Origin of the sequence: Cohaesibacter haloalkalitolerans, assembly GCF_003574655.1 — a bacterium.
GTDB lineage: Bacteria > Pseudomonadota > Alphaproteobacteria > Rhizobiales > Cohaesibacteraceae > Cohaesibacter > Cohaesibacter haloalkalitolerans.
The window spans coordinates 647,707-666,950 of record NZ_QNUM01000001.1 but is presented as its reverse complement, the minus strand read 5'-3'; the positions used below and the strand labels follow the sequence as shown (position 1 = coordinate 666,950).

Genomic DNA, 19,244 nt, shown 5'->3' with positions numbered 1-19,244 from the left:
CACGCTCCGACTTGAGAGTACAAAAACAGCAGCAGAAAACTCAAACAGTTAACCCCAAGAGCGCCCACTTTAGAGCCGACAGTTGCACAAACACCACAATCGAAAATAATTACTTCTCATCAATAGCCACCTCAATATCACTCATAAAGCGAAATTTCAACGCCATTAGTACACTATTAGGCAAAGCCAGCCCCGCAAGCCTTTCCTCAAAGCCCGAGGCGAAAGGCTATCCTTGCCAAATAAAGCATAGCCCTATCCCTACAGGATTGTGTTTTATTATTCCTTAACCGATATATACCTGAAATTGCAGACTCAGCCTCGCACGACTTTAGATTACTCGGATCCACATATTGTGGATAGCGTATCATCGCCAGAAAAACGAGTTCATCAAGTGTCCGCACCCGATTGCGCCGGGGGCAACGCGTTGTGTCTTCACTCACACCCCACCCGGCATAAAAGGGCAGACCATGGACAACAACGCGCTTGCCACGCAACAGGGCCTCAAAGCCAGAGAGTGAGCTTATTGTCTCCACGCTATCGCATTGCTCGATAAGATCGATGATGTCTGTATCGACCTCCACCGCGTCAGCATAAAGAGCAGTCTGTTCACCGGACAGGGCTCCCAGCCGCAGCCCATTGGCGACATCGGGATGGGGCTTGAAGATGATGAAAGCATCGGGATTGGCCTTGCGAACCTGCTTTAACAGCAACAGATTCGGGTTTTCCCCTGACGCCAGATCAAGACTGTCGCTTCGGCTCTTCCGGATCGAAGCATCGTCGCTCACCTGACCGGGCACCAGAATGGTCTGACGGTCGGTGTCAAAACCGGCTCGCTCTGACGGAGCCCCGACATTATACTTCGACACACGCAGTGCCACGACCTGTTGGCGAAAGGCCGCGCCCCGTGCCCGCTCCTCGTCCGTCACTTCAGCCTGTTCCAGCATCAGCTCCAGATCGCTGGGCCGCGAGGGGTCATAATAGATCCCGGTCCCGTCCATGATCAGGGAGGCCGCCGGAACAAAGGCCGCCCCCAACCCGACGGATCGAATGAAGCCATCCTCGACATTGACGATCGGAACGCTCATCGCCTCACAGGTTGCACGTTGCTCGTCACTCAACCGGGTTGTCCAGGCGAAGAGACTGGCCCCGCTGGCCTTGGCAGCTTTAACGGCACGTGCAAACGACCAGAAAAAGCGCGGCTTGCCGGGCAAGTGCGCCAACATGCCGCAGATCGAGCCACGGTTCCAGAAGCCGACGCCATAGATCACGGCCGGCCGGTCCTGCCATTGCACGGGGTGTGCAGCCATTACCCGTCCTCCTCATGGCTCGGCGGCTCCGAAGCGGCAACATGGTAGCGAAACGGCCGGTTCACCCAGCGACGGAACCAGCCGGGCAGAGCGTTGCTGACGAGGATAAGCCAGAAGAGATGACGCGGAAATATGATCCGCTCCCGCCCCCGCGCCACGCCGCGCAGGATAAGAGAGGCCGCTTTGCTGGCGGGTATGATTCCCGGCAAAACCCCCATCTGGGCGGCGGTCTGCTGGCTTTCGATATGGCCCGGATAGACCACACTGACCTTGACGCCATGCGCGGCAAGATCCTCTCCCAGCGCCCGCCCCCAGGCGGCAAGTCCGGCCTTGCTGGCACTGTAGACCGGGCTGTCCGGCTGCGGCTGAATGGCAGCAAGGGAACTGACAAGAACCAGATGGCCCCGCCGCCGTTCCTTCATCGCCTGGGCAAGACAATCCGTAAAGTGGATGGTTCCGGTGAGATTGACCGCCAGTTGCTCCCGCTGCTCTTGCCGGCTTTCAAGCAAACCGCTCGGGCGACGCCCCGAAAAGACACCCGCGTTGCAAATCACCAGATCCGGCAGACCAGCCGTTTCGACAAGGGCCAATGCCTGCTCGACACTGTCCTCATCGGCAAGATCCAGCGGCAGGCAGGACACCTGCGCACCCGCCAGTTCACAATGCCGTTTGACCGCCTCAAGAGCCACCGTGCTGCGCGCTGTCAGGATCAGCCGGATATCCTCGGCAGCACAGGCCATGGCCAGCGCAGCTCCCAGCCCCTTGCTGGCTCCGGTAATCAGAATGGAGCGCGGCACCTTGCCCATCAGTCAAACCCGTCAGTCAGTAGTCAGATTGCCAAGCGACGTGGCAATGGAGAAATTTGCCTCTTCCAGCTTCCTCAGCTCCCGCGCCGTGATGTCAACCGCCTGTTGCAGTTGTTCTTCACTATGCGTGGCACTGATGAAAAACCGCAGGCGCGCCGCATGCATCGGCACCGCAGGATAGGTGATCGGGAAGGCATAGATGCCATTGTCCATCAGGTTGTTGCTCAGCTTGACGGCCCGCAAGCTGTCGCCAACGATCACCGGCACCACGCAGAATCCGGCGCTATGCCCGGTATCAAGCCCGGCAGCCTGCGCCGCTTTCAGAAAGAACTGGCCATTGGACTGCAGCTTTTCCACCCGCCAGGGTTCGCGCTGCATGATTTCCAGTGACTTGGCCCCGGCAACAGCGAGCGGGGCCGACAGGCCCACACTATACATGAAGCCGGATGCAAAGAATTTCAAAATGTCGATCAGCACCTGATTGCCGCAGATATAACCGCCGCAACCGCTCATGGTCTTGCTCATGGTGCCCATCCAGATATCAACCTTGGAAGGATCGACAGCCTGCTGCTCGAACAGGCCCTTGCCCGTTGCGCCCAGCACACCCAGGGAATGGGCTTCGTCGACCATCAGCCAGACGCCGAACCGTTCCTTGATCTCGACGAGACGCGCCAGATCCGGCATGTCGCCATCCATGGAATAAAGCCCCTCGACCACGATCATTACTCGATCATGGGCATCGCGGGTCTCGGCCAAGATCCGTTCCAGATCGTCAAGGTCATTATGCTTGAAGGATCGCCGCGTCGCACCGGAAAGTTTGCAGCCCGTCGTCACCGAGTTGTGGCTATAGGCGTCAAACACCACCAGATCCGTCGGCCCGAGCAGCTCACCGATCGTCGAAACGTTGGTGGCATGGCCGGAAACGAAGACCAGCGCCGCTTCGCTTTGATAGAGCTCGGCCAGTTGCTTTTCTAGCGCACCATGAAACGGGCGCTCACCTGAGGTCGGACGCGAACCGGAAACGGAGGTGCCAAAAGCGTCAATGGCATCCTTGGCCGCCTGATGCACCTCGTCAAGGCCATTCAGCCCCAGATAGTCATAGGAAGCAAAATTGATGAGCTCCTTGCCGTCGACGATTGTCGTCGCACCGGCACGGGTCTCGTGCAGAACGAAATAGGGATCCCGTGTCTGCAGCTTTTCGGCCATGTCCCGCTGGATGGCAATCTGTTGATAGAGATCCAGAGTCGCAAAGTCGGTCTTCGACCGGTCAACCTTAGCAGGAGCACCCCGTCTTGCAGCCGGCTTGGAAACCGCCCCCTTGGCCATGGAACGCGAGAGGTTGAGGATGGACTCCCGGTCAAATTGCTGCTTGGACATTCATTGCTCCGTTCTCTTCTATCGGCGAAGAAGACCTTGTTGCATCCACAGACCTTGCCAGCAAACTGCGGCACAGTCGTGTCGCAGCTCTCATGCATCAATGGGGATGATCCTTCGCCCGATCCTTTAAACCATGGCGAAACGGTATCGGCCAGCAGGAAACGGACGCAACAGACGAAATCACATGCCGCTCTTGCGCATTTCCAACAGCTTGTCCGTCGCCTTGGATGCCTCGCTGTCACTGCCGATATGCTGATGCAGCAGCGTTTCCTCGGTAAAGGACAATTTGCTGTTGGCATCGCCCCGGATTCGTTCCAGCACGCGGGCGGCAATGTCTTCAATCGTCGTCCCGTCGGCGATTGCACCCATCGGAATCTCGATATCCAGTTTCTGCTGGGCTGCCGTCCGCAGCTCCATGCCCATCAGGCTGTCCATGCCCAGGTCGGTCAGCGACCGCTTGAGGTTGATCTCTTCCACCGGCATGCGGAAGATGACCGCCACCTCATGGGCCAGAATCTTGGCGATCTCGCCGCGAGCGGCAACATCATCAAGCCCGTCGATCAGGCTGGCAACATCGATCGACTGCTGATCGCGCCGTGAGGACTGCGCTGCTTCCTTGAGCAGCAGCCCGTAAGCAGGCGTCTTCATGATCGCCAGATTGTCGCGAGCATAGCCCCAGTTCATCGGTGCCAGAGTGAGCGTCGCCGGAGCCTCGCCAACAGGCATCTTGTCCAGCAGCTCGACCAGACGATCCATCGCCTGCCGTGCCTTGAACTCGATCCCGCCCGTCGTCTTGGCAAGGATTTCAGCCGTCTGCTTGTCTCTGGCCAGAATGCCGACATCGGTGATGGCACCCCAGCCAACCGCCAACGCAGGCAGGCCTTGCTGCCGCCGCTTGCGTGCCAGTCCATCCATGTAGCTGTTCGCAGCCACATAGTTCGCCTGTCCCGGGTTACCCATCAACACAGATACCGACGAGAACAGCCAGAAGTAATCCAGTTCATCGGAACGGGTCAGATGATCAAGATTGTTGCTCCCGACCACCTTCGGCGTCAGCACCTTGTCGATCTGCGCATCACTCATGTTGGCCAGCAGCACGTCATCCAGCACCGCAGCCATATGCATGACGCCCTTGATCGGGCGCTCCTTGCGCAACGTCACCAGCAGGGCATCAAGAGCCGCAGCGTCGGCCACGTCACATGGCCGAACCTCAAGGGCACAGCCCCGGACCGCCAGTTTCTTCTGCAGCTTCAGCCCATCCTCGGACATCTTGCCCGAACGGCTCGTCAGCACGATAGAACGCGCACCATGATCGGCAAGCCAGAGCGCAACCTCAAGGCCGAACCCGCCAAGACCGCCAACAAGCACATGGTGCCCTTCGCCATCAACGCGGAAGCCGCCTTCGCTGGCCGGAGAGGCCATCGGCTCGGGCGCCCGCACGACGATCTTGCCAATATGGCCAGAGCGCTGCATGAGACGGAAGGCATCGACAATGTCGGCGCTTTCGAACAGGCGGTAAGGCAGCTGGGTGAACTGCTCGTCGGCAATCAGCCCCGACAATTCCCGGAACAGGCGCTTGGCCCGTGCTGGCTGCTTGTTCAGCAACTGGTCGGCATCGATACCGAAATAGCTGATGTTGCGGCGGAAGGGCCGCAAGCCGATCTGGGTGTTGCCATAGAAGTCGCGCTTGCCCAATTCGAGGAATCGCCCGAACGGCCGCACCAGTTCCAGACTGCGCTCCATCGCCTCGCCGAACAGCGAGTTGAGCACCACATCAACCCCTTCCTGATCGGGTCCATCGGCATCGCGCGTGATCGCCCGCACCTGATCGACAAAATCAAGCGAACGGGTGTCCAGCACATGGTCAGCCCCGAGCATCCGCAGGAAGTCGCGCTTCTCGTCATTGCCCGCAGTGGCGATGATCCGTGCCCCGCGCCATTTGGCAATCTGCACGGCGGCGAGACCGACAGCACCGGCAGCACCATGAATGAGGACCCATTCGCCCTCTTCAAGCCGCGCCAGATAATGCAGCGCATAATAGCTCGTCAGGAAGGCAACCGGCATGGTCGCCGCAGCAACCAGATCAACACTTTCGGGCAGTTTCGAAACAGCGCTGTCCATCACCGTGACATGGGAGGCAAAGCTCGCAGGAGCCAGCGTCATCACCGGATCTCCGACCTTGAGATCGCGCACACCCTTGCCAACAGCAACAATCCGCCCCGAACATTCAAAGCCGAGGGTCGGACCGGCAAAGCCGTCTTCCAGCGCTTCCTCAGGCAACAACCCCTGCGCCCACATAACATCGCGGAAGTTCAGCCCGGCGGCAGCAACCTCGATCTCGATCTCTCCCTCAGCCGGAGCCTTGCGCCGGGTCGGGATCCACTGCAACCGGTCAAAGGATCCGGTACGCGGATGGTAGAGCTGACAGGCAGCGTCGGGATCAGCAGTCCCCTGCCCCGAAACCGGCTTTGGCCAGCCACGGCGAATGCGGACAACGGTCTGCGAGACCTCACCCAGCAGGACTTCGCGTTCTTCCCCCGGCACGTCGATCAGCGCACCAAGGCGGGCAACCTGATCCTCAAGCGAGAGACCGGCAGCAAAATCCACCATGCGCACATCGTGATTTTCATATTCGTTGCTGACGGTGCGGCCAAACGACCAGACAGAGCTCTGGACCGGATTGACCGGCGCCTCGCCCGGCACCGGATAGCCGCCCGGAGCGACCACCCACAGCCGCATGGCAACATCGGATGTCAGGCGCACCAGCTCGGCCAGCATATGCAACCGCGGCGCAAGGCAATCCATTGCCTCCTTGCCATCGGCAAAGGCACCAGACACGCAAACCACGTCCAGATGACCATCCCGAGCAGCAGCCCGGATCGCGTCTGCCGCATCAGCAAGTGCCTTGCCAGCCTTGAGGTCGACGCTAGCAACGGCCGTTGCCCCAACAGCCTTTTCCAGAGCAGCCGCGAAGGCCTTTTCGCTCTTGTCCCGGCTTTCCAGCAACAGAATGCAGCTTCTGTGCTCGCCATCAAGCGCGGGAACCTCAGCGGCGCCCGCCTCTCCAGCATCAGCCACAACAGAGACAGCCTTGGCCGCAGTCAGTAGATAGGCGCCGGACAGGTCGGTCTCGCCATCAGCATCGGCGAAAGGCACAAATGTGACAGGACCAAGCCCGGTAGCCTCGATCCAGCCGCGCCAGTCTTCCGCCATGCCATAGTTCGAAACCGGGAAGGACGGATCGACAGAGCCATCAAACCAGTGCTCGGCAGGGCCGAACACCACATCCTGAAACACATTCGCATCCGACAGGCTCATCAGAATCAGACTGTCATCTGCCATGAGAGCAGGCAACGCATCCAGCATGGTTGTGGCCTGATCCACCATCTGCAACCCATTGGCCGAGACCACCAGATCGAACGGCGCAAATGCCTCCAGAGCCTCAAGATCGGACTTGAGGGCAACCGCCTCGAAATTGATCGAGTTGGCAAACAGGATACCAAGACGGTCCATCAGCAATTTGTTGGAATCGGCAGCAACCAGAAGCCCCTTCTTGGCCTCGATCAGCGGCAGCAGTGCCTTGGTGAGGCGTGCCCCGGCAACACCGAACTCCAGCACGCGCAGCGGGCGGCCCTCCGGCCATGCTGCCAGAACCCGCTCAAGCGCTGCCATCACCTGATCCACATGGGCTTCAGCCAGAGGGGCTGAACTCAAATGCTGTTCAAACAGGTCGTGGGAATAGAGATCCCGCGCCAGCGGCTCGCCGCCAAAGCTCGTGTCCATCGTCTTCAGCAGATCCGGCAGACGCATCAGGGCGTGATTGAGCATCACGCAATCGGCAGACCAGCGCGGATTTTCGCCAAGCAGTATCTGCAGAACCTGCGCCACCTCCGGCAGTCCGCTTTCCCCGGCCAGCACCCAGCCGTCATCGGTCGGCGTGGCAAGGCCCGACTGTTCACAGATCGCGATCAGGGCACCAAAAATCGCTTTGCGATGGGTTGACCGGACCCGGATATCCTCATCCGCCTCATCGCCGGAAAGGCCCTCCCGCTCGGCAAGCCTTGGCAGGCTGGACTGGCTCAGGGCGAGATCGGCATCCGCAAACTGGCGCAGGACGTCATAGGCCCCCTGCCGGCTGGCGGCATGCAGCAGCAACTGGCCGTCTTCCGTCGCCTGACGATCAGCACCAGCGGCTTGGCTGACGGATTGCAGGATCGCCGCCATGTCAGGCCGCGCACCGGAAGCCACCCCCTCCGGCAGGGCCACCGTCAGGGAAGCATAATAGTAGGCCAGCCGTTCCAGCCCCTGTCGCTGCACCAGCGCTGAGGCGCGGAAGCGCCCGTCCCTGAGGGTCGCGACCAGAGACCCATCCTCGCCAAACATGTTGATGTCGGCCTTGATGCCGCGCGAATTGGACCGAATCACATGAATACGGGCCGAGCGAACCGCAACGCCGGAGCGCAGAATGCGCAATCGGCCGAACCGCACCGGAATGAAGGCCATCTTCTCGGAACCCTTCTCAAGGCTCTCGTAAAGGGTATTCAGACCATGGAAACAGGCGTCGAAATCCAGCGGATGCAATGCGTAGGGCGCAGCCAGTTCTTCCCGTTTGCTCGAAAAGCCATCGCGCTCGCCAATGACAATTTCAATGAAATCGTCACCGTGGCGCTGACAGTGGGTCATGCGCTGGAAGGCCGGGCCGAAATCCAGCCCGAACTGGCGGGAAATGGCATAGATTGCCTCGATTTCCTCTGGCGGGGTGGTCAGAGACAGCGAAGGCGCACAGAGATCATGGTCCGCATATGCGTCCCCTGTATCTCCGGGGATCTTGGCGACACGACATCTTGCGTGCAATTGCCATTCATCATCAACAAGGCGCGCACGGCTCGAAATCTCGACAACGCCGGATGTCATGTCTAGACGGGTCAGGATCGAGGTCGACTGATCCGCATTGAGCGGCAGGGCCTGCAACAGGTCCATATCGCGCAGCTCGACACGATCCGACTTGAAGCCGATCTGGGCAGCGGCAAGCGCCATTTCCGCAAAGGCGGCACCGGGCAGAATGACCTTGCCGTCAACCTTGTGATGTTCCAGATAGGGGATCAGAGCCGTATCAAGCTCGGTTGACCAGACATGCTCTTCATCGCGGATCTGCGGGCCAAGCAGGGCGTGCGGCGTGACCGCATCATTGAAGATATCGAAGGCCTCGCTGCTCGGGCGAATCTTGAACGGTTTGAGCTGCCATGGATAGGCGGGCAACGGGGCCAGCAGAGCCTGCTTCTTGCCGAACACCACATCCCGATCAAACGGCAAGCCATTGGCGATGGCCCGCCCAACCGACAGCAGAACCGGATCGATGGCCTTGTCTTCCTTCTGCAACAGGCTCTCGATGGCAACAACCGTCTGGGCGCGATCGCGCGCGATCTCGGCTATGTAGCTCTTGAGGATGGGGCGTGGCCCGATTTCGATGAACTGGGTCTGTCCGTCAGCAAACGCAGCCTCGACAGCGCCGAGGAAGTGCACCGGCTGCCGCACGTTGTTCCACCAGTATTCGCCCCCCATTTCACTGCCCTCAAGGCAGCTGCCAGTCACGGCAGAATAGAAGGGAATGGCCGCTTTGGCCGGCTTGATATGCGCCAGATCACCCAGCAACCCGTCCCGGATCGGCTCGACCACCGTGGAATGGAAAGGATAGTTGATATCCAGCATCTTGGCCGCAAGGCGTTTCTTGCGCGCAAACTTGAGGAAAGCTTCCAGCTCTTGCGTCCGCCCGGAAAGGGTAAGGGACTTGTCCGTATTGGTCGCCGAGATCTCGACCCCGTCAAAGCCTTCCGATGCCAGCAAGGCCTCGGTTTCAGCAACCGAGAGCTTGATGACGGCCATCCGACCCTCACCGGCAACAGCTTCCTGATGATGCGAGCGCCAGTAGATGACCTCGACAGCCTGCTTGAGGGTCAGGGCACCACAGGCCCACCCGGCAGCAACCTCGCCAACCGAATGTCCCATCACCCCGCCAACAGCAAGCCCGGCAGCCTTGAGAGACTGTGTCAGGGCAACCTGCACCGCGAACAGCAGCGGCTGCGCCACGGACGTCAGCTTGAGATCCTCCTTGAGGGTCTCCTCGAAAAGCTTGGCCTTCAGCGACCAGCCCGCAAGCGGCAGGAACAAGGCGTCAACTTCATCAAGTGCAGCCGCAAAAACCGCATTCTGCTGATAAGCGATCTGCCCCATCCCCGCGAACTGCGAGCCGTTGCCCGAATAGACGAAGACCGGATTGCCGCTTGCCCGCGCAGCGGTCGACTGCACGGTAGCCACGCTCTTTTCGCCACGGGCAAATTGGCCAAGGCTGTCGGCAAGAGCCTCCTTGCTGTCACAAACGATGGCGAGACGCTCGTCCAGCAGGGAACGGCGCCAGCCAAAACCGTTGCGCCACCCATCAAGGGACGCATCGCTGGCCACGATAGCCTCTGCCGTCCTTGCAGCCAGAGCCTGCAGAGCATTTTCCGATTTTGCACTCAGCACAAACAACGACTGAGCGGCTCCATCGTCATTGGCGGCAATGGGCGGCGTAGAAACAAGGCCAGCTGCGCCTTTGACCGGACGATGCTCCTTATCCGTATCAGAAACCAGCACATGGGCATTGGTGCCGCCAAACCCGAAATTGTTGATGCCCGCATAGCGGATCTTGTCACCGCGTTCGAGAGCGGAATTGTCACGATTGAGCGCCAGATTCAGCTCATCGAACGGAATATCCGGGTTCGGCGTCTCGATCCCGAGGCTGGCGGGCAACAGATCATGCTCCAGCGACAGCAGCGATTTCAGCACGCTGGCAAGACCGGAGGCGGGCTCCATATGTCCCAGATTGGATTTGACCGACCCGATCGGCAACGGCTTGTCGCGCTTCTGGCCCAGCACCCGACCAAGTGCAAAGGCTTCGGCCGGATCACCCACCCGCGTTCCGGTGCCATGCGCCTCGATGAAGGCCAGAGCATTCGGATCGAGCTTCATGCCCGAATAGATCTGCTCCAAAAGGACAGACTGATACTCCATGGACGGCAGCGCCACGCCGGAGGTGCGGCCATCCGAGTTGATCCCCGAAGCCACAATGCGCCCGTAGCTCTTCTGCACAGCCGGATCAAAGACATCACTGCGCTGAAGCACCAGCACAACGCCACCTTCGGCCCGCACATAGCCATTGGCATTCTCGTCAAAAGGCCGACACAGGCCTTGCGGCGACAGCATCGAGGCAGCAGAGAAACCAACGAACGGAAAAGGCGACAGCAGAAGGTTGACCCCGGCAACAATGGCCGTATCAATCTCGCCGGACTGCAGTCGCTTCATGGCCAGGTCCAGTGCCACAAGCGACGACGAACAGGCCGTATCCACGGTGAAGCTCGGACCGTGCAGATCATAGACATAGGAAATGCGATTGGAGACCAGCGACAAGGTATTGCCGGTCATCATGAAGCTGTCAGAACTCGCCGGATCGAAGAAAAAGCGGTTCGAGTGATCGCTACCGGAGTTACCGACAAACACGCCGATATTGGACCCGGCCACTTCGGATACCGGCAAACCGGCTTCTTCCAGCGCCTCCCAGACCAGCATCAGCAGCAACCGCTGCTGCGGATCCATCTGGGTCGCTTCACGTGGAGACAGGGAAAAGACGGCAGGATCAAAGCCCCACACGTCGTCCAGCAGACCGGCACGGAACGTGTAGCTCTTGCCAGCCTGGCCAGATTTGGGATGCAGATAGCGGAAGGTAGAAAAGCGGTCAGACCCCATTTCTCCGATGCTGCATGTTTTCGAGACAAGCAAATCCCAGAACTCAGATACATTGTTCGCCCCGGGAAGACGGCAAGCCCGCCCAATAACTTCTACCCTGTTGTCACTCATCGTTATTTCAATTGTCTTTCACTGTCATCGTGGCCTGCCCCCTCAAGTAAAGGGAGAAACAAACTCGCAGCATAAACGCTCATTACAAAAAAACAAATTCTTCGATACTAATACTGAATTAGAGCTTTTTGCTTGAGTTCAGTAAGATAGTCAATAGCCCTTTCAATCTCGCAAATTGCGCCCGTTTCCAAATCGATGTAGCGCGGATAGCGAACCAGCGCAGCCATTGCCAATTGCAGAAACGAGACGGTCTGGCGACGCTCCGGTGCTTTAAGAAAGTCGTCCGTCAGCCCCCAGCCCGCATAAAAGGGCATGCCGAAACATCTGACAGGTTTTCCCCATATCAACGCCTCGAAGCCCATCTGCGACGTAACAGCATAAACCCTGATTGCCTTTTCAATAAGGCGAGAAGGCAAACAGCCCTCGGCAATCACATGAACATTCGGCATCTGCCGCAACTGCTCGACATCAAAATGACCGGCTCTCGACCGCGTGAAAACATCCGGATGCATCTTGACCACAATGTCCAGACCGGGATTCTCGGCACGGGCAGCGGCAAACATCCTCTGAAAGGAAGCCCCGTCCGCCATGCCATAGCCGATGGACGCATCGTGCCGCACCTGATCGATGACCAGAACATACCGATCAGGCAAAGGGCCATCGAATTCCCGGCCATCATTGTATTTGGACAATCTTGCATCACGCCAGCGCGTAAGTATGCCCTCGATGCGGGCCGCCTCGTTACCTTCCAGAGGGGTCGCTATGAGGCCTTCCAGACGGGAGGGACCATGTGCATCGTAATAGATGCCCAGATCATCCAGAACAACCGACAGTGAAGGGTCATTGCGGCGGAAGGATCGCATGAAGCCATCTTCCATCAGCAGAACAGGCGTTCCCCGCCTTCTGGCCATGCGGGCAGCAAGATGGCCAGACTTCCGCCCCCAGCCAACCATGGACCGGCAGACCATGGGCTGAAACGGCAGGCAGAACACAGGCTTTGCCCCAAGAGCCCGTTCGACCGTCCGATCCTGACACAGCTCCAGTGAAGGAGATGCATAGGCAACCTCCTCGCGATGAAGAGACGCATGAAAGCTGTCAAGAATCGCAGATAACACTCTCAAGCCTCCACAAACAGACTTAATGCCGAACATTGCCCCGGGATAGGAAATTGCGGTCGCATCGGCCGCATAGTCACTTCGGGCAGTCGTAAGTAGCACGATACCCGCCGCTTCGCTAGCCGCCCGGATGGCAAACCCGAACGGATTGGCCGCATAGTCGGCAACTCGATCAGGTTCATCTCCAACCTCTACCACAACCGGACGTGAGCACAGCCCAACAATACGGACACACTGAACTCCACATCAGCAAACACCCACAACACCTGATCGCTCTTAGTAAAATTACCCATATAGACAGTTACTTTCACTGGAATTTAAAGTTGACAATCAAGCATGACAGGCAATTTAATGGCTCATGAGAAATTTTTGCAAAGCCTGTGTATTTAAGAGAAAAATGGCCAATTGAGATCAAAAAATTGTATTTGATTGGCAAGAAGTAGCTTCTATTCCACCATTCTTGTTTTCTTTTAAAAGTTGACCATTGCATAGAGGGACACATGAATCCTTATCAGAGACTTCCCGCGACAGCATTCTGGAAACTTTCAGTCGCTCAAAAGCACATGTTTGACATTTCGGATCTCTGGGACCCTAAATTCAACATCAAGCCTCAGGACAAGGTCGCCACGTTTGGTTCCTGCTTTGCCCAGCACATCGGTAGGGCGCTGAACAAGAGAGGGTTCAACTGGCTAATCAGCGAGCATGCGCCAGCCGGATGCAGCGAAGCCCTCGCCAAACGATACAACTACGGCGTATTCACCGCCAGGACCGGCAACATTTATACAGCATCCCTGCTCAAACAATGGACAAAGTGGGCTCTCGGCCTCGAAACCCCACCAGAAGAAGTCTGGCAGACGGATGGCAGATTCTTTGACCCGTTCCGCCCGACAATCGAACCCAACGGCTTTGAATCTCTGGACGATCTGCTCAAGACCCGGCAGCATACGCTGGCCTGTTTCCGGAGAGCCATCGAGCAGTCAAGCTATTTCGTTTTCACTCTTGGTCTCACGGAAAGCTGGCACAACAAGACCCATGGACATGAATATCCTCTCTGCCCCGGCACTGCGGCGGGAGAATTCATCGAAGACGAACATGTTTTCATCAACCAGAAATTCGGCGACATCAAAACCAGCTTGCTGGAAGTCACCGAATTGATGAAGGGCGTCAACAGCAATCTGAAGTTCATCTTCACGGTCTCTCCGGTTCCGCTGGCCGCCACCAACTCCCAACGGCACGTCGCAGTCGCAACGATGGCTTCCAAATCCATCCTGCGCACCGTCGCCGACGAGCTTGTGACCGACTACGATGATTTCGACTATTTCCCATCCTACGAAATTATCAACAGCCCAATCTTCAAGGGCGCTTTTTTCGAGCCTAACCTGCGGGCGGTCAATCACTATGGCGTCGACTTCGTGATGGACCAGTTTTTTGCCTGTCTGGGAAGCAAATTTCCGATGACTGCGACAGAAGCAGTCCCGGCGCCTGCTGCGCCTTCTCCGAGCCAGGAAGCAAAGAAGGTGGCAGAAGCACCAAGCATCACCAAGGAAGCAGATGAAGTCTGTGACGAAATCATCCTGGAATCCTACGCCAAGAGTGAACAAGCATGAGAAAAATACTAGTTTATGGCGATAGTCATGTCGCAAATATCGCCATGGTTGCACCACAGTTGATGCAGCCCGATGCCAGGTTCATTTTCTTTTCTGCTCCTGGCCCGGTGTCGTCTCTCGTGTTTGTAGAAGACTGCTGCCTGAAGCTCAAACCAGCCCCAGCACGCTGGCCCAACCATCCCACTATTGCACCAGAAACCTTCCAGCAATGGTACGAAGGCACCCAAGCGCAGCTGAGAAAGATCTCCGAAAACAATGACTACCTCGATTTCTCTAAATTCGATGCAGTTATCGTCTACGGCGGGGGACTTGGTCTGATCCTGAATTCGGCATGGTGGAAACTGTCAACTCTGTCGGTTCGATGCAGCCAGCCGTTCCTGATGGACATGCTTGAAGAAAGCTTCAACTCAATCAAGGCGTCCACCTGGCTTGGCGAACTCAAGCCCTTTATTGAAACTGGTGGCACTGTCTTCTACATGCCACCACCACTTTTGAACGAACAGGGATTTGGCGAAGTGGAAGAGGCGGACCAGAATCTGAAAATGCTGCGATCCACTCCGGAAAACGCCAACTATTGCAGGGATTTCTTGCCAGCACTGTCCGTCGCTCTGGCCAAGCGTGGCGTTCGGTTGCTAAATCTTCCAGACGAGCTGTTTGACAGCAGCTTCCGGGCAACGAAATCCAGCTTCAAGTTTTCCAAACCAAAGGACTTCGCGCACCTCAATGAAGAGGGAGCATTGCTTGTTCTAGGCAATCTGATCGCGAAAAGCATGGAACAATTAGCCAAGCCAAAAGGCTAGACCGCTAGCACGAACACGGGGACGGTGTTGTCAGAAAGCGGCAAGCTGACTGGCAACACGCTTTGTATCTTGCCCTAAAGATTTTCCCAAAGCGCGTTCTTCAAGCTCTCGACGTCATCGTCACCAAGATAGTCCCGAATCTCTTCAAGCGCATCAAGCAGGTGCTGACGGACGTCAGGGACACCCCGCTCCTCGGGAGATTGGGCCATCAGTTCCTCAACATAGGTTGTGAACCAGTGGCTTGGAGCAGATCCCAGATGCTCGGCAATCACACGCATGCTCTCGACAGCAACCACCTTGCGCATCCGCACCGTTATGCAGTCCGAATGCAGCCGTGACTTGGCCTGCACTGCATCAAGGAAGCCGAGACGCTCGGGAAACGCCAGAAAGGCGCGCAGCCAGTAATCGTAGTCAAAGGCGGTCTTAAGGGACTGGTTGAATGGCCCGAGCAGCCGATACATCGGCCGCAGGAAAAAGGCCGTCGGCTGGCAGATGAAGCACCCTTTGCGAAATTCCTCGACCGGAACAGTTGGCGGCACGGTCGGATAGCGGCCCAGTTCCTTGCCACGTTCATCCACATGAACCCCACGCCCATAGAGCATGATCCAGCCTGGATGGGCCGCGAACCCGGCAACCGCCCGCTCCACGGCCCCCTCGGCATAGAGATCATCCGAATTGAGCCAGCCGATATGCGTGCCACGCGTCAGGGCAAAGGCCCGGTTCAGGGCCTCCGCCGGACCGGTATCCCGCTCCGACAGCCAGCGCAACCGCTTGTCCTTCTCCTGCAGGCTACGCAGAAGCTCGACCGTTCCATCGGTTGACCCGCCATCAGCAACAACCAGTTCAATTTCTCCGTAGGACTGGTCCAGAACGCTGGCAATGGACTCTCCAATGAAACTGCACTGATTGTAGGAAGGCATGAGCACGGAAACGAGAGGGCGCTGGATCATGATTTTGCAGCCCTCCAGAGCCGGATAGCCAGCTCGACTGCCTCTTCGTATCTGGGCACATCAGGCTCGAACTGATCCGGATAATCCGAAAAATCCATGTCGAAAACCGGCTCTGCGCGGTCAGGAAAGGCGATCAGCTTCAATCGATCATTACCTTGCTGAAAGTTCTTGAGGAACTCCTGAGCCTGCCCCTTGGAAGCATTGATATATTTTCCCCGACACAAAGAGGCAACAAGCCTTGCAAGAGCGTCACGCTCCTCATTCCTCCGGCCATCAATGACATTCGGCATCTGCCTGTTGATCTCGCGCAGAAACTGCAACCCGGCCCTGTCCATAGAGACATTCTCCTTGTGGTCAGGCCGAACCTTACCCTCCTCGGCCAGACCAGCCAGATGGCAGAAATCCGAAATAATACTTCCATCGGTCCATTCCTGCGGATGGAATATCCCGGGCCGGATTGCATCCTTGCCAAACACCTGCGCCCAGTTGGAATACCCCTCATCATAGGCATAGTAGTAAGGAGGATTGGCGGGGTCGACCTTCGGAAAGGCAAAGGCATGCTTGAGGCCGGACTTGATCGTCGTTGAATAGAGACTGACAGCGACCCGGTCCTGCCTGCGAAAATAGATGACAACCTCGAATTCCTCGACCCACGGTTCAAGAAACCTCTTCAGATTCGCGATCAGGTTTGGCGCTCTCAGGCGGCTGTGGAAATGCTCACTGGACAACACCAGTGTATCGGCTTTCGCCGCAGTTTTGGAACTCTCCCGCACCAGATCGGTCACGAACCCTTCGCGAAAGGCCAAAAATTCTTCCCGCGAATAGAATTTCAAGAACCGGCCAACATCGAGTTCCCATGCCCGGGGATGTGCACAGGCAACAAAATGCCATTGAGACCCACCGTTCAATCCGGCGCTTGCCGGGTAGAATACCCCATCCTTGAGAAAGGAGGCGCGATTCTCACTCAGAAAATGCTGGATGGTCGATGTTCCGGTCTTCTCCGTGCCAACATGCAGAACACAACGCTTGAATGCCTTGCTGTGGGAAGCTCCCCTCCACCAGGGGCGATCAATTTCAGGAAGGACACACAGGCGCACGCCCCCCTCAACCGCCTCTTTCTTGACACCATTCGCCTTAGAATCATCCATTCGGCCACTCTTGAAATGACGGCAGCTTGTCAGCTTACAACTGACAGGCGCACCCCATTCGAACTGCTGTCGATCTCTGCCAGACAGGCCCTATTTCGTTCGAAGATCCGCATGGTTGTCAAGGAACCACTGATAGGTGTCCTTGATTCCATCTTCGAGGGAGATATTGGCGGTCCAGCCCATATTCGCAAGCCGCGACACGTCCATCAGCTTGCGGGCCGTACCGTCCGGCTTCGACGTATCGAACCCGATCCGCCCCTTGAAGCCGGTTGCCTTGGCAATCAACTGCGCCAGTTCACCGATCGTCACATCCGTCCCGGAGCCGACGTTGATATGACTGAGCATCGGCTCGGTATTGGCCTCATAGGTGTCCTTGTCCAGATCCAGAACGAACAGCGATGCTTCAGCCATGTCGTCGACATGCAGAAACTCGCGCATCGGCTTGCCGGTACCCCAGATGACCACCTCTTCCAGACCATCAGCAGCCGCTTCATGGAAACGACGCATCAGGGCAGGAAGCACATGACTGTTCTGTGGGTGGAAATTGTCCCCCGGGCCATAGAGATTGGTCGGCATGACAGAGCGGTAGTCCGTGCCATACTGCCGGTTATAGCTTTCGCATAGCTTGATGCCGGCGATCTTGGCAATGGCATAGGGCTCATTGGTCGGCTCAAGAATGCCGGTCAGCAAGGCGTCTTCCTTCATCGGCTGCGCCACTGCGCGGGGGTAGATGCAGGAAGAACCGAGGAACAGAAGCTTCTGCACCCCAACCTGATGGGCCTGATGAATGATGTTGGATTCCATCATCAGATTCTGGTAGATGAACTCAGCCGGATAGGTGTTGTTGGCAAGGATTCCGCCCACCTTGGCAGCAGCAAGAACCACCACATCGGGCTTCTCGGCTTCGAAAAAGCTGCGCACCGCAGCCTGATCCGTCAGATCCAGATCAGCGTGGGTCCGTGTGATCACCTCTTCGCCACGCGCTTCAAGCTGCCGCGTGATAGCCCCACCGACCATGCCGCGATGACCCGCTACATAATATCTCATGGCCACCACCTTCTAGTTTTCGTGACTGACAGGAAGCTCGAGCCCGTGCTCGCGCAGCAGGGCCTGACGCTTGGCTGCCTTGAGATCCTCGGCCACCATTTCAGCGCACATTTCCTGTGCCGTGATCTGCGGCACCCAGCCAAGCTTCTCCTTGGCCTTGGCAGGGTCACCCAGAAGGGTCTCGACCTCGGCAGGACGGAAATAGCGAGGGTCGATGCGAACAACGATATCGCCGGGCTTCACCGCCAGCGGTTCGCCGGACTTGACGTCATCGACAATACCAACCTCATCAAGACCTTCACCTTCGAACCGCAGGCTGATACCCAGCTCGTTCGCAGTCCAGTTGATGAACTCGCGCACGGAATACTGCTGACCGGTGGCAATGACAAAATCTTCCGCCGCATCCTGCTGCAGCATCATCCACTGCATGCGGACATAATCCTTGGCATGGCCCCAGTCACGCAGGGCGTCGATATTGCCCATGTAGAGACAATCGTCCAGCCCTTGCGAAATATTGGCCAGTCCGCGAGTGATCTTGCGGGTCACGAAGGTTTCACCACGGCGTGGACTTTCGTGATTGAACAGGATGCCATTGCACGAATACATGCCATAGGCTTCACGATAGTTGACCGTGATCCAGTAGGAATAGAGCTTGGCCACGGCATAGGGGCTGCGCGGATAGAACGGAGTGGTTTCGCGCTGCGGAATTTCCTGAACGAGGCCATAAAGCTCGGACGTCGACGCCTGATAGAAACGGGTCTTCTTTTCCAGCCCGAGAAAGCGGATGGCTTCCAGCAGGCGAAGCGTACCAATGGCGTCCACATCAGCGGTATATTCCGGGCTCTCGAAGCTCACGGCAACATGGCTCTGGGCACCGAGGTTATAGACTTCATCGGGCTCGATCTCACGCATGATGCGCGTCAGGTTCGAAGTGTCGCTCAGGTCGCCATAATGAAGCCGCAGGTTTACATTGGCCTTGTGTGGATCTTCATACAGATGATCGATGCGTTGGGTATTGAAATTCGAGGCTCTCCGCTTGATGCCATGCACCTCGTAGCCCTTGGAAAGCAGAAACTCAGCAAGATATGAACCATCCTGACCTGTGATGCCAGTGATCAGCGCCTTTTTAGTCATATGAACTCCCAGAATAACAATAGAGTATTTTTAGCAATAACAGTTCTCTCGACCATCGAC

Annotated in this window: 11 protein-coding genes; 2 read left to right on the top strand and 9 right to left on the bottom strand. The window is 57.4% G+C overall.

Annotated elements, in window-relative coordinates; genetic code table 11:
* Window positions 1–206: 206 nt before the first annotated feature.
* The 5 genes from DSL70_RS02865 to DSL70_RS02845 form a co-directional block, all read right to left on the bottom strand.
* Entirely contained in the window at window positions 207–1,307 is a 1,101-nt protein-coding gene (locus DSL70_RS02865) for a capsular polysaccharide export protein, LipB/KpsS family (protein WP_119306352.1), read from the bottom strand.
* Window positions 1,307–2,113 carry an SDR family NAD(P)-dependent oxidoreductase gene (locus DSL70_RS02860; protein ID WP_119306351.1) on the bottom strand — a complete coding sequence of 269 codons (807 nt, stop codon included), beginning with the start codon at window positions 2,111–2,113 and terminating at the stop codon, window positions 1,307–1,309. The genes DSL70_RS02865 and DSL70_RS02860 overlap by 1 nt, the downstream gene beginning before the upstream one ends.
* 12 nt (window positions 2,114–2,125) lie before the next feature.
* A complete protein-coding gene (locus DSL70_RS02855) occupies window positions 2,126–3,490 on the bottom strand; it encodes an aminotransferase class I/II-fold pyridoxal phosphate-dependent enzyme (RefSeq protein WP_119306350.1) in 1,365 nt (454 codons plus the stop codon).
* 180 nt (window positions 3,491–3,670) lie between these two features.
* A complete protein-coding gene (locus tag DSL70_RS02850) occupies window positions 3,671–11,383 on the bottom strand; it encodes a type I polyketide synthase (protein WP_119306349.1) in 7,713 nt (2,570 codons plus the stop codon).
* Between the two features lie 107 nt (window positions 11,384–11,490).
* Window positions 11,491–12,498 carry a capsular polysaccharide export protein, LipB/KpsS family gene (locus tag DSL70_RS02845; RefSeq protein ID WP_162916296.1) on the bottom strand — a complete coding sequence of 336 codons (1,008 nt, stop codon included), beginning with the start codon at window positions 12,496–12,498 and terminating at the stop codon, window positions 11,491–11,493.
* 563 nt (window positions 12,499–13,061) lie between these two features.
* Here DSL70_RS02845 and DSL70_RS02840 point away from each other — a divergent pair.
* Entirely contained in the window at window positions 13,062–14,105 is a 1,044-nt protein-coding gene (locus DSL70_RS02840; protein ID WP_205563130.1) for a GSCFA domain-containing protein, read from the top strand.
* Window positions 14,102–14,905, top strand: coding sequence for a hypothetical protein (locus DSL70_RS02835; RefSeq protein WP_162916295.1), 804 nt, complete (start codon window positions 14,102–14,104; stop codon window positions 14,903–14,905). The genes DSL70_RS02840 and DSL70_RS02835 overlap by 4 nt, the downstream gene beginning before the upstream one ends.
* Window positions 14,906–14,979: 74 nt before the next feature.
* Here the strand turns inward: DSL70_RS02835 and DSL70_RS02830 are convergent, their stop codons facing one another.
* From DSL70_RS02830 to gmd, 4 genes are all read right to left on the bottom strand, one after another.
* Window positions 14,980–15,855 (bottom strand): glycosyltransferase family 2 protein, encoded by an 876-nt coding sequence (locus DSL70_RS02830; RefSeq protein ID WP_119306345.1) that lies wholly within the window; start codon window positions 15,853–15,855, stop codon window positions 14,980–14,982.
* Window positions 15,852–17,003: a hypothetical protein gene (locus DSL70_RS02825; RefSeq protein WP_119306344.1), complete on the bottom strand. Its 1,152-nt coding sequence runs from the start codon at window positions 17,001–17,003 to the stop codon at window positions 15,852–15,854. Before DSL70_RS02825 ends, DSL70_RS02830 begins: the two co-directional genes overlap by 4 nt.
* A gap of 90 nt (window positions 17,004–17,093) precedes the next feature.
* Window positions 17,094–18,050, bottom strand: a complete 957-nt coding sequence (gene fcl / locus DSL70_RS02820) for a GDP-L-fucose synthase (protein ID WP_119306343.1) — start codon at window positions 18,048–18,050, stop codon at window positions 17,094–17,096.
* Window positions 18,051–18,062: 12 nt separating this feature from the next.
* The gene (gene gmd, locus DSL70_RS02815) at window positions 18,063–19,184 is read right to left on the bottom strand and encodes a GDP-mannose 4,6-dehydratase (protein WP_119306342.1); all 1,122 of its coding nucleotides are present in this window, start codon (window positions 19,182–19,184) and stop codon (window positions 18,063–18,065) included.
* Between the last annotated feature and the right edge of the window lie 60 nt (window positions 19,185–19,244).

Excerpts from the sequence above, each read along its gene's own strand:
- DSL70_RS02865 (WP_119306352.1), bottom strand. The coding sequence starts at position 1,307 with ATGGCTGCACACCCCGTGCAATGGCAGGACCGGCCGGCCGTGATCTAT.
- DSL70_RS02860 (WP_119306351.1), bottom strand. The coding sequence starts at position 2,113 with ATGGGCAAGGTGCCGCGCTCCATTCTGATTACCGGAGCCAGCAAGGGG.
- DSL70_RS02855 (WP_119306350.1), bottom strand. The coding sequence starts at position 3,490 with ATGTCCAAGCAGCAATTTGACCGGGAGTCCATCCTCAACCTCTCGCGT.
- DSL70_RS02850 (WP_119306349.1), bottom strand. The coding sequence starts at position 11,383 with ATGAGTGACAACAGGGTAGAAGTTATTGGGCGGGCTTGCCGTCTTCCC.
- DSL70_RS02840 (WP_205563130.1), top strand. The coding sequence starts at position 13,062 with ATGTTTGACATTTCGGATCTCTGGGACCCTAAATTCAACATCAAGCCT.
- DSL70_RS02835 (WP_162916295.1), top strand. The coding sequence starts at position 14,102 with ATGAGAAAAATACTAGTTTATGGCGATAGTCATGTCGCAAATATCGCC.
- DSL70_RS02830 (WP_119306345.1), bottom strand. The coding sequence starts at position 15,855 with ATGATCCAGCGCCCTCTCGTTTCCGTGCTCATGCCTTCCTACAATCAG.
- DSL70_RS02825 (WP_119306344.1), bottom strand. The coding sequence starts at position 17,003 with ATGGATGATTCTAAGGCGAATGGTGTCAAGAAAGAGGCGGTTGAGGGG.
- fcl (WP_119306343.1), bottom strand. The coding sequence starts at position 18,050 with ATGAGATATTATGTAGCGGGTCATCGCGGCATGGTCGGTGGGGCTATC.
- gmd (WP_119306342.1), bottom strand. The coding sequence starts at position 19,184 with ATGACTAAAAAGGCGCTGATCACTGGCATCACAGGTCAGGATGGTTCA.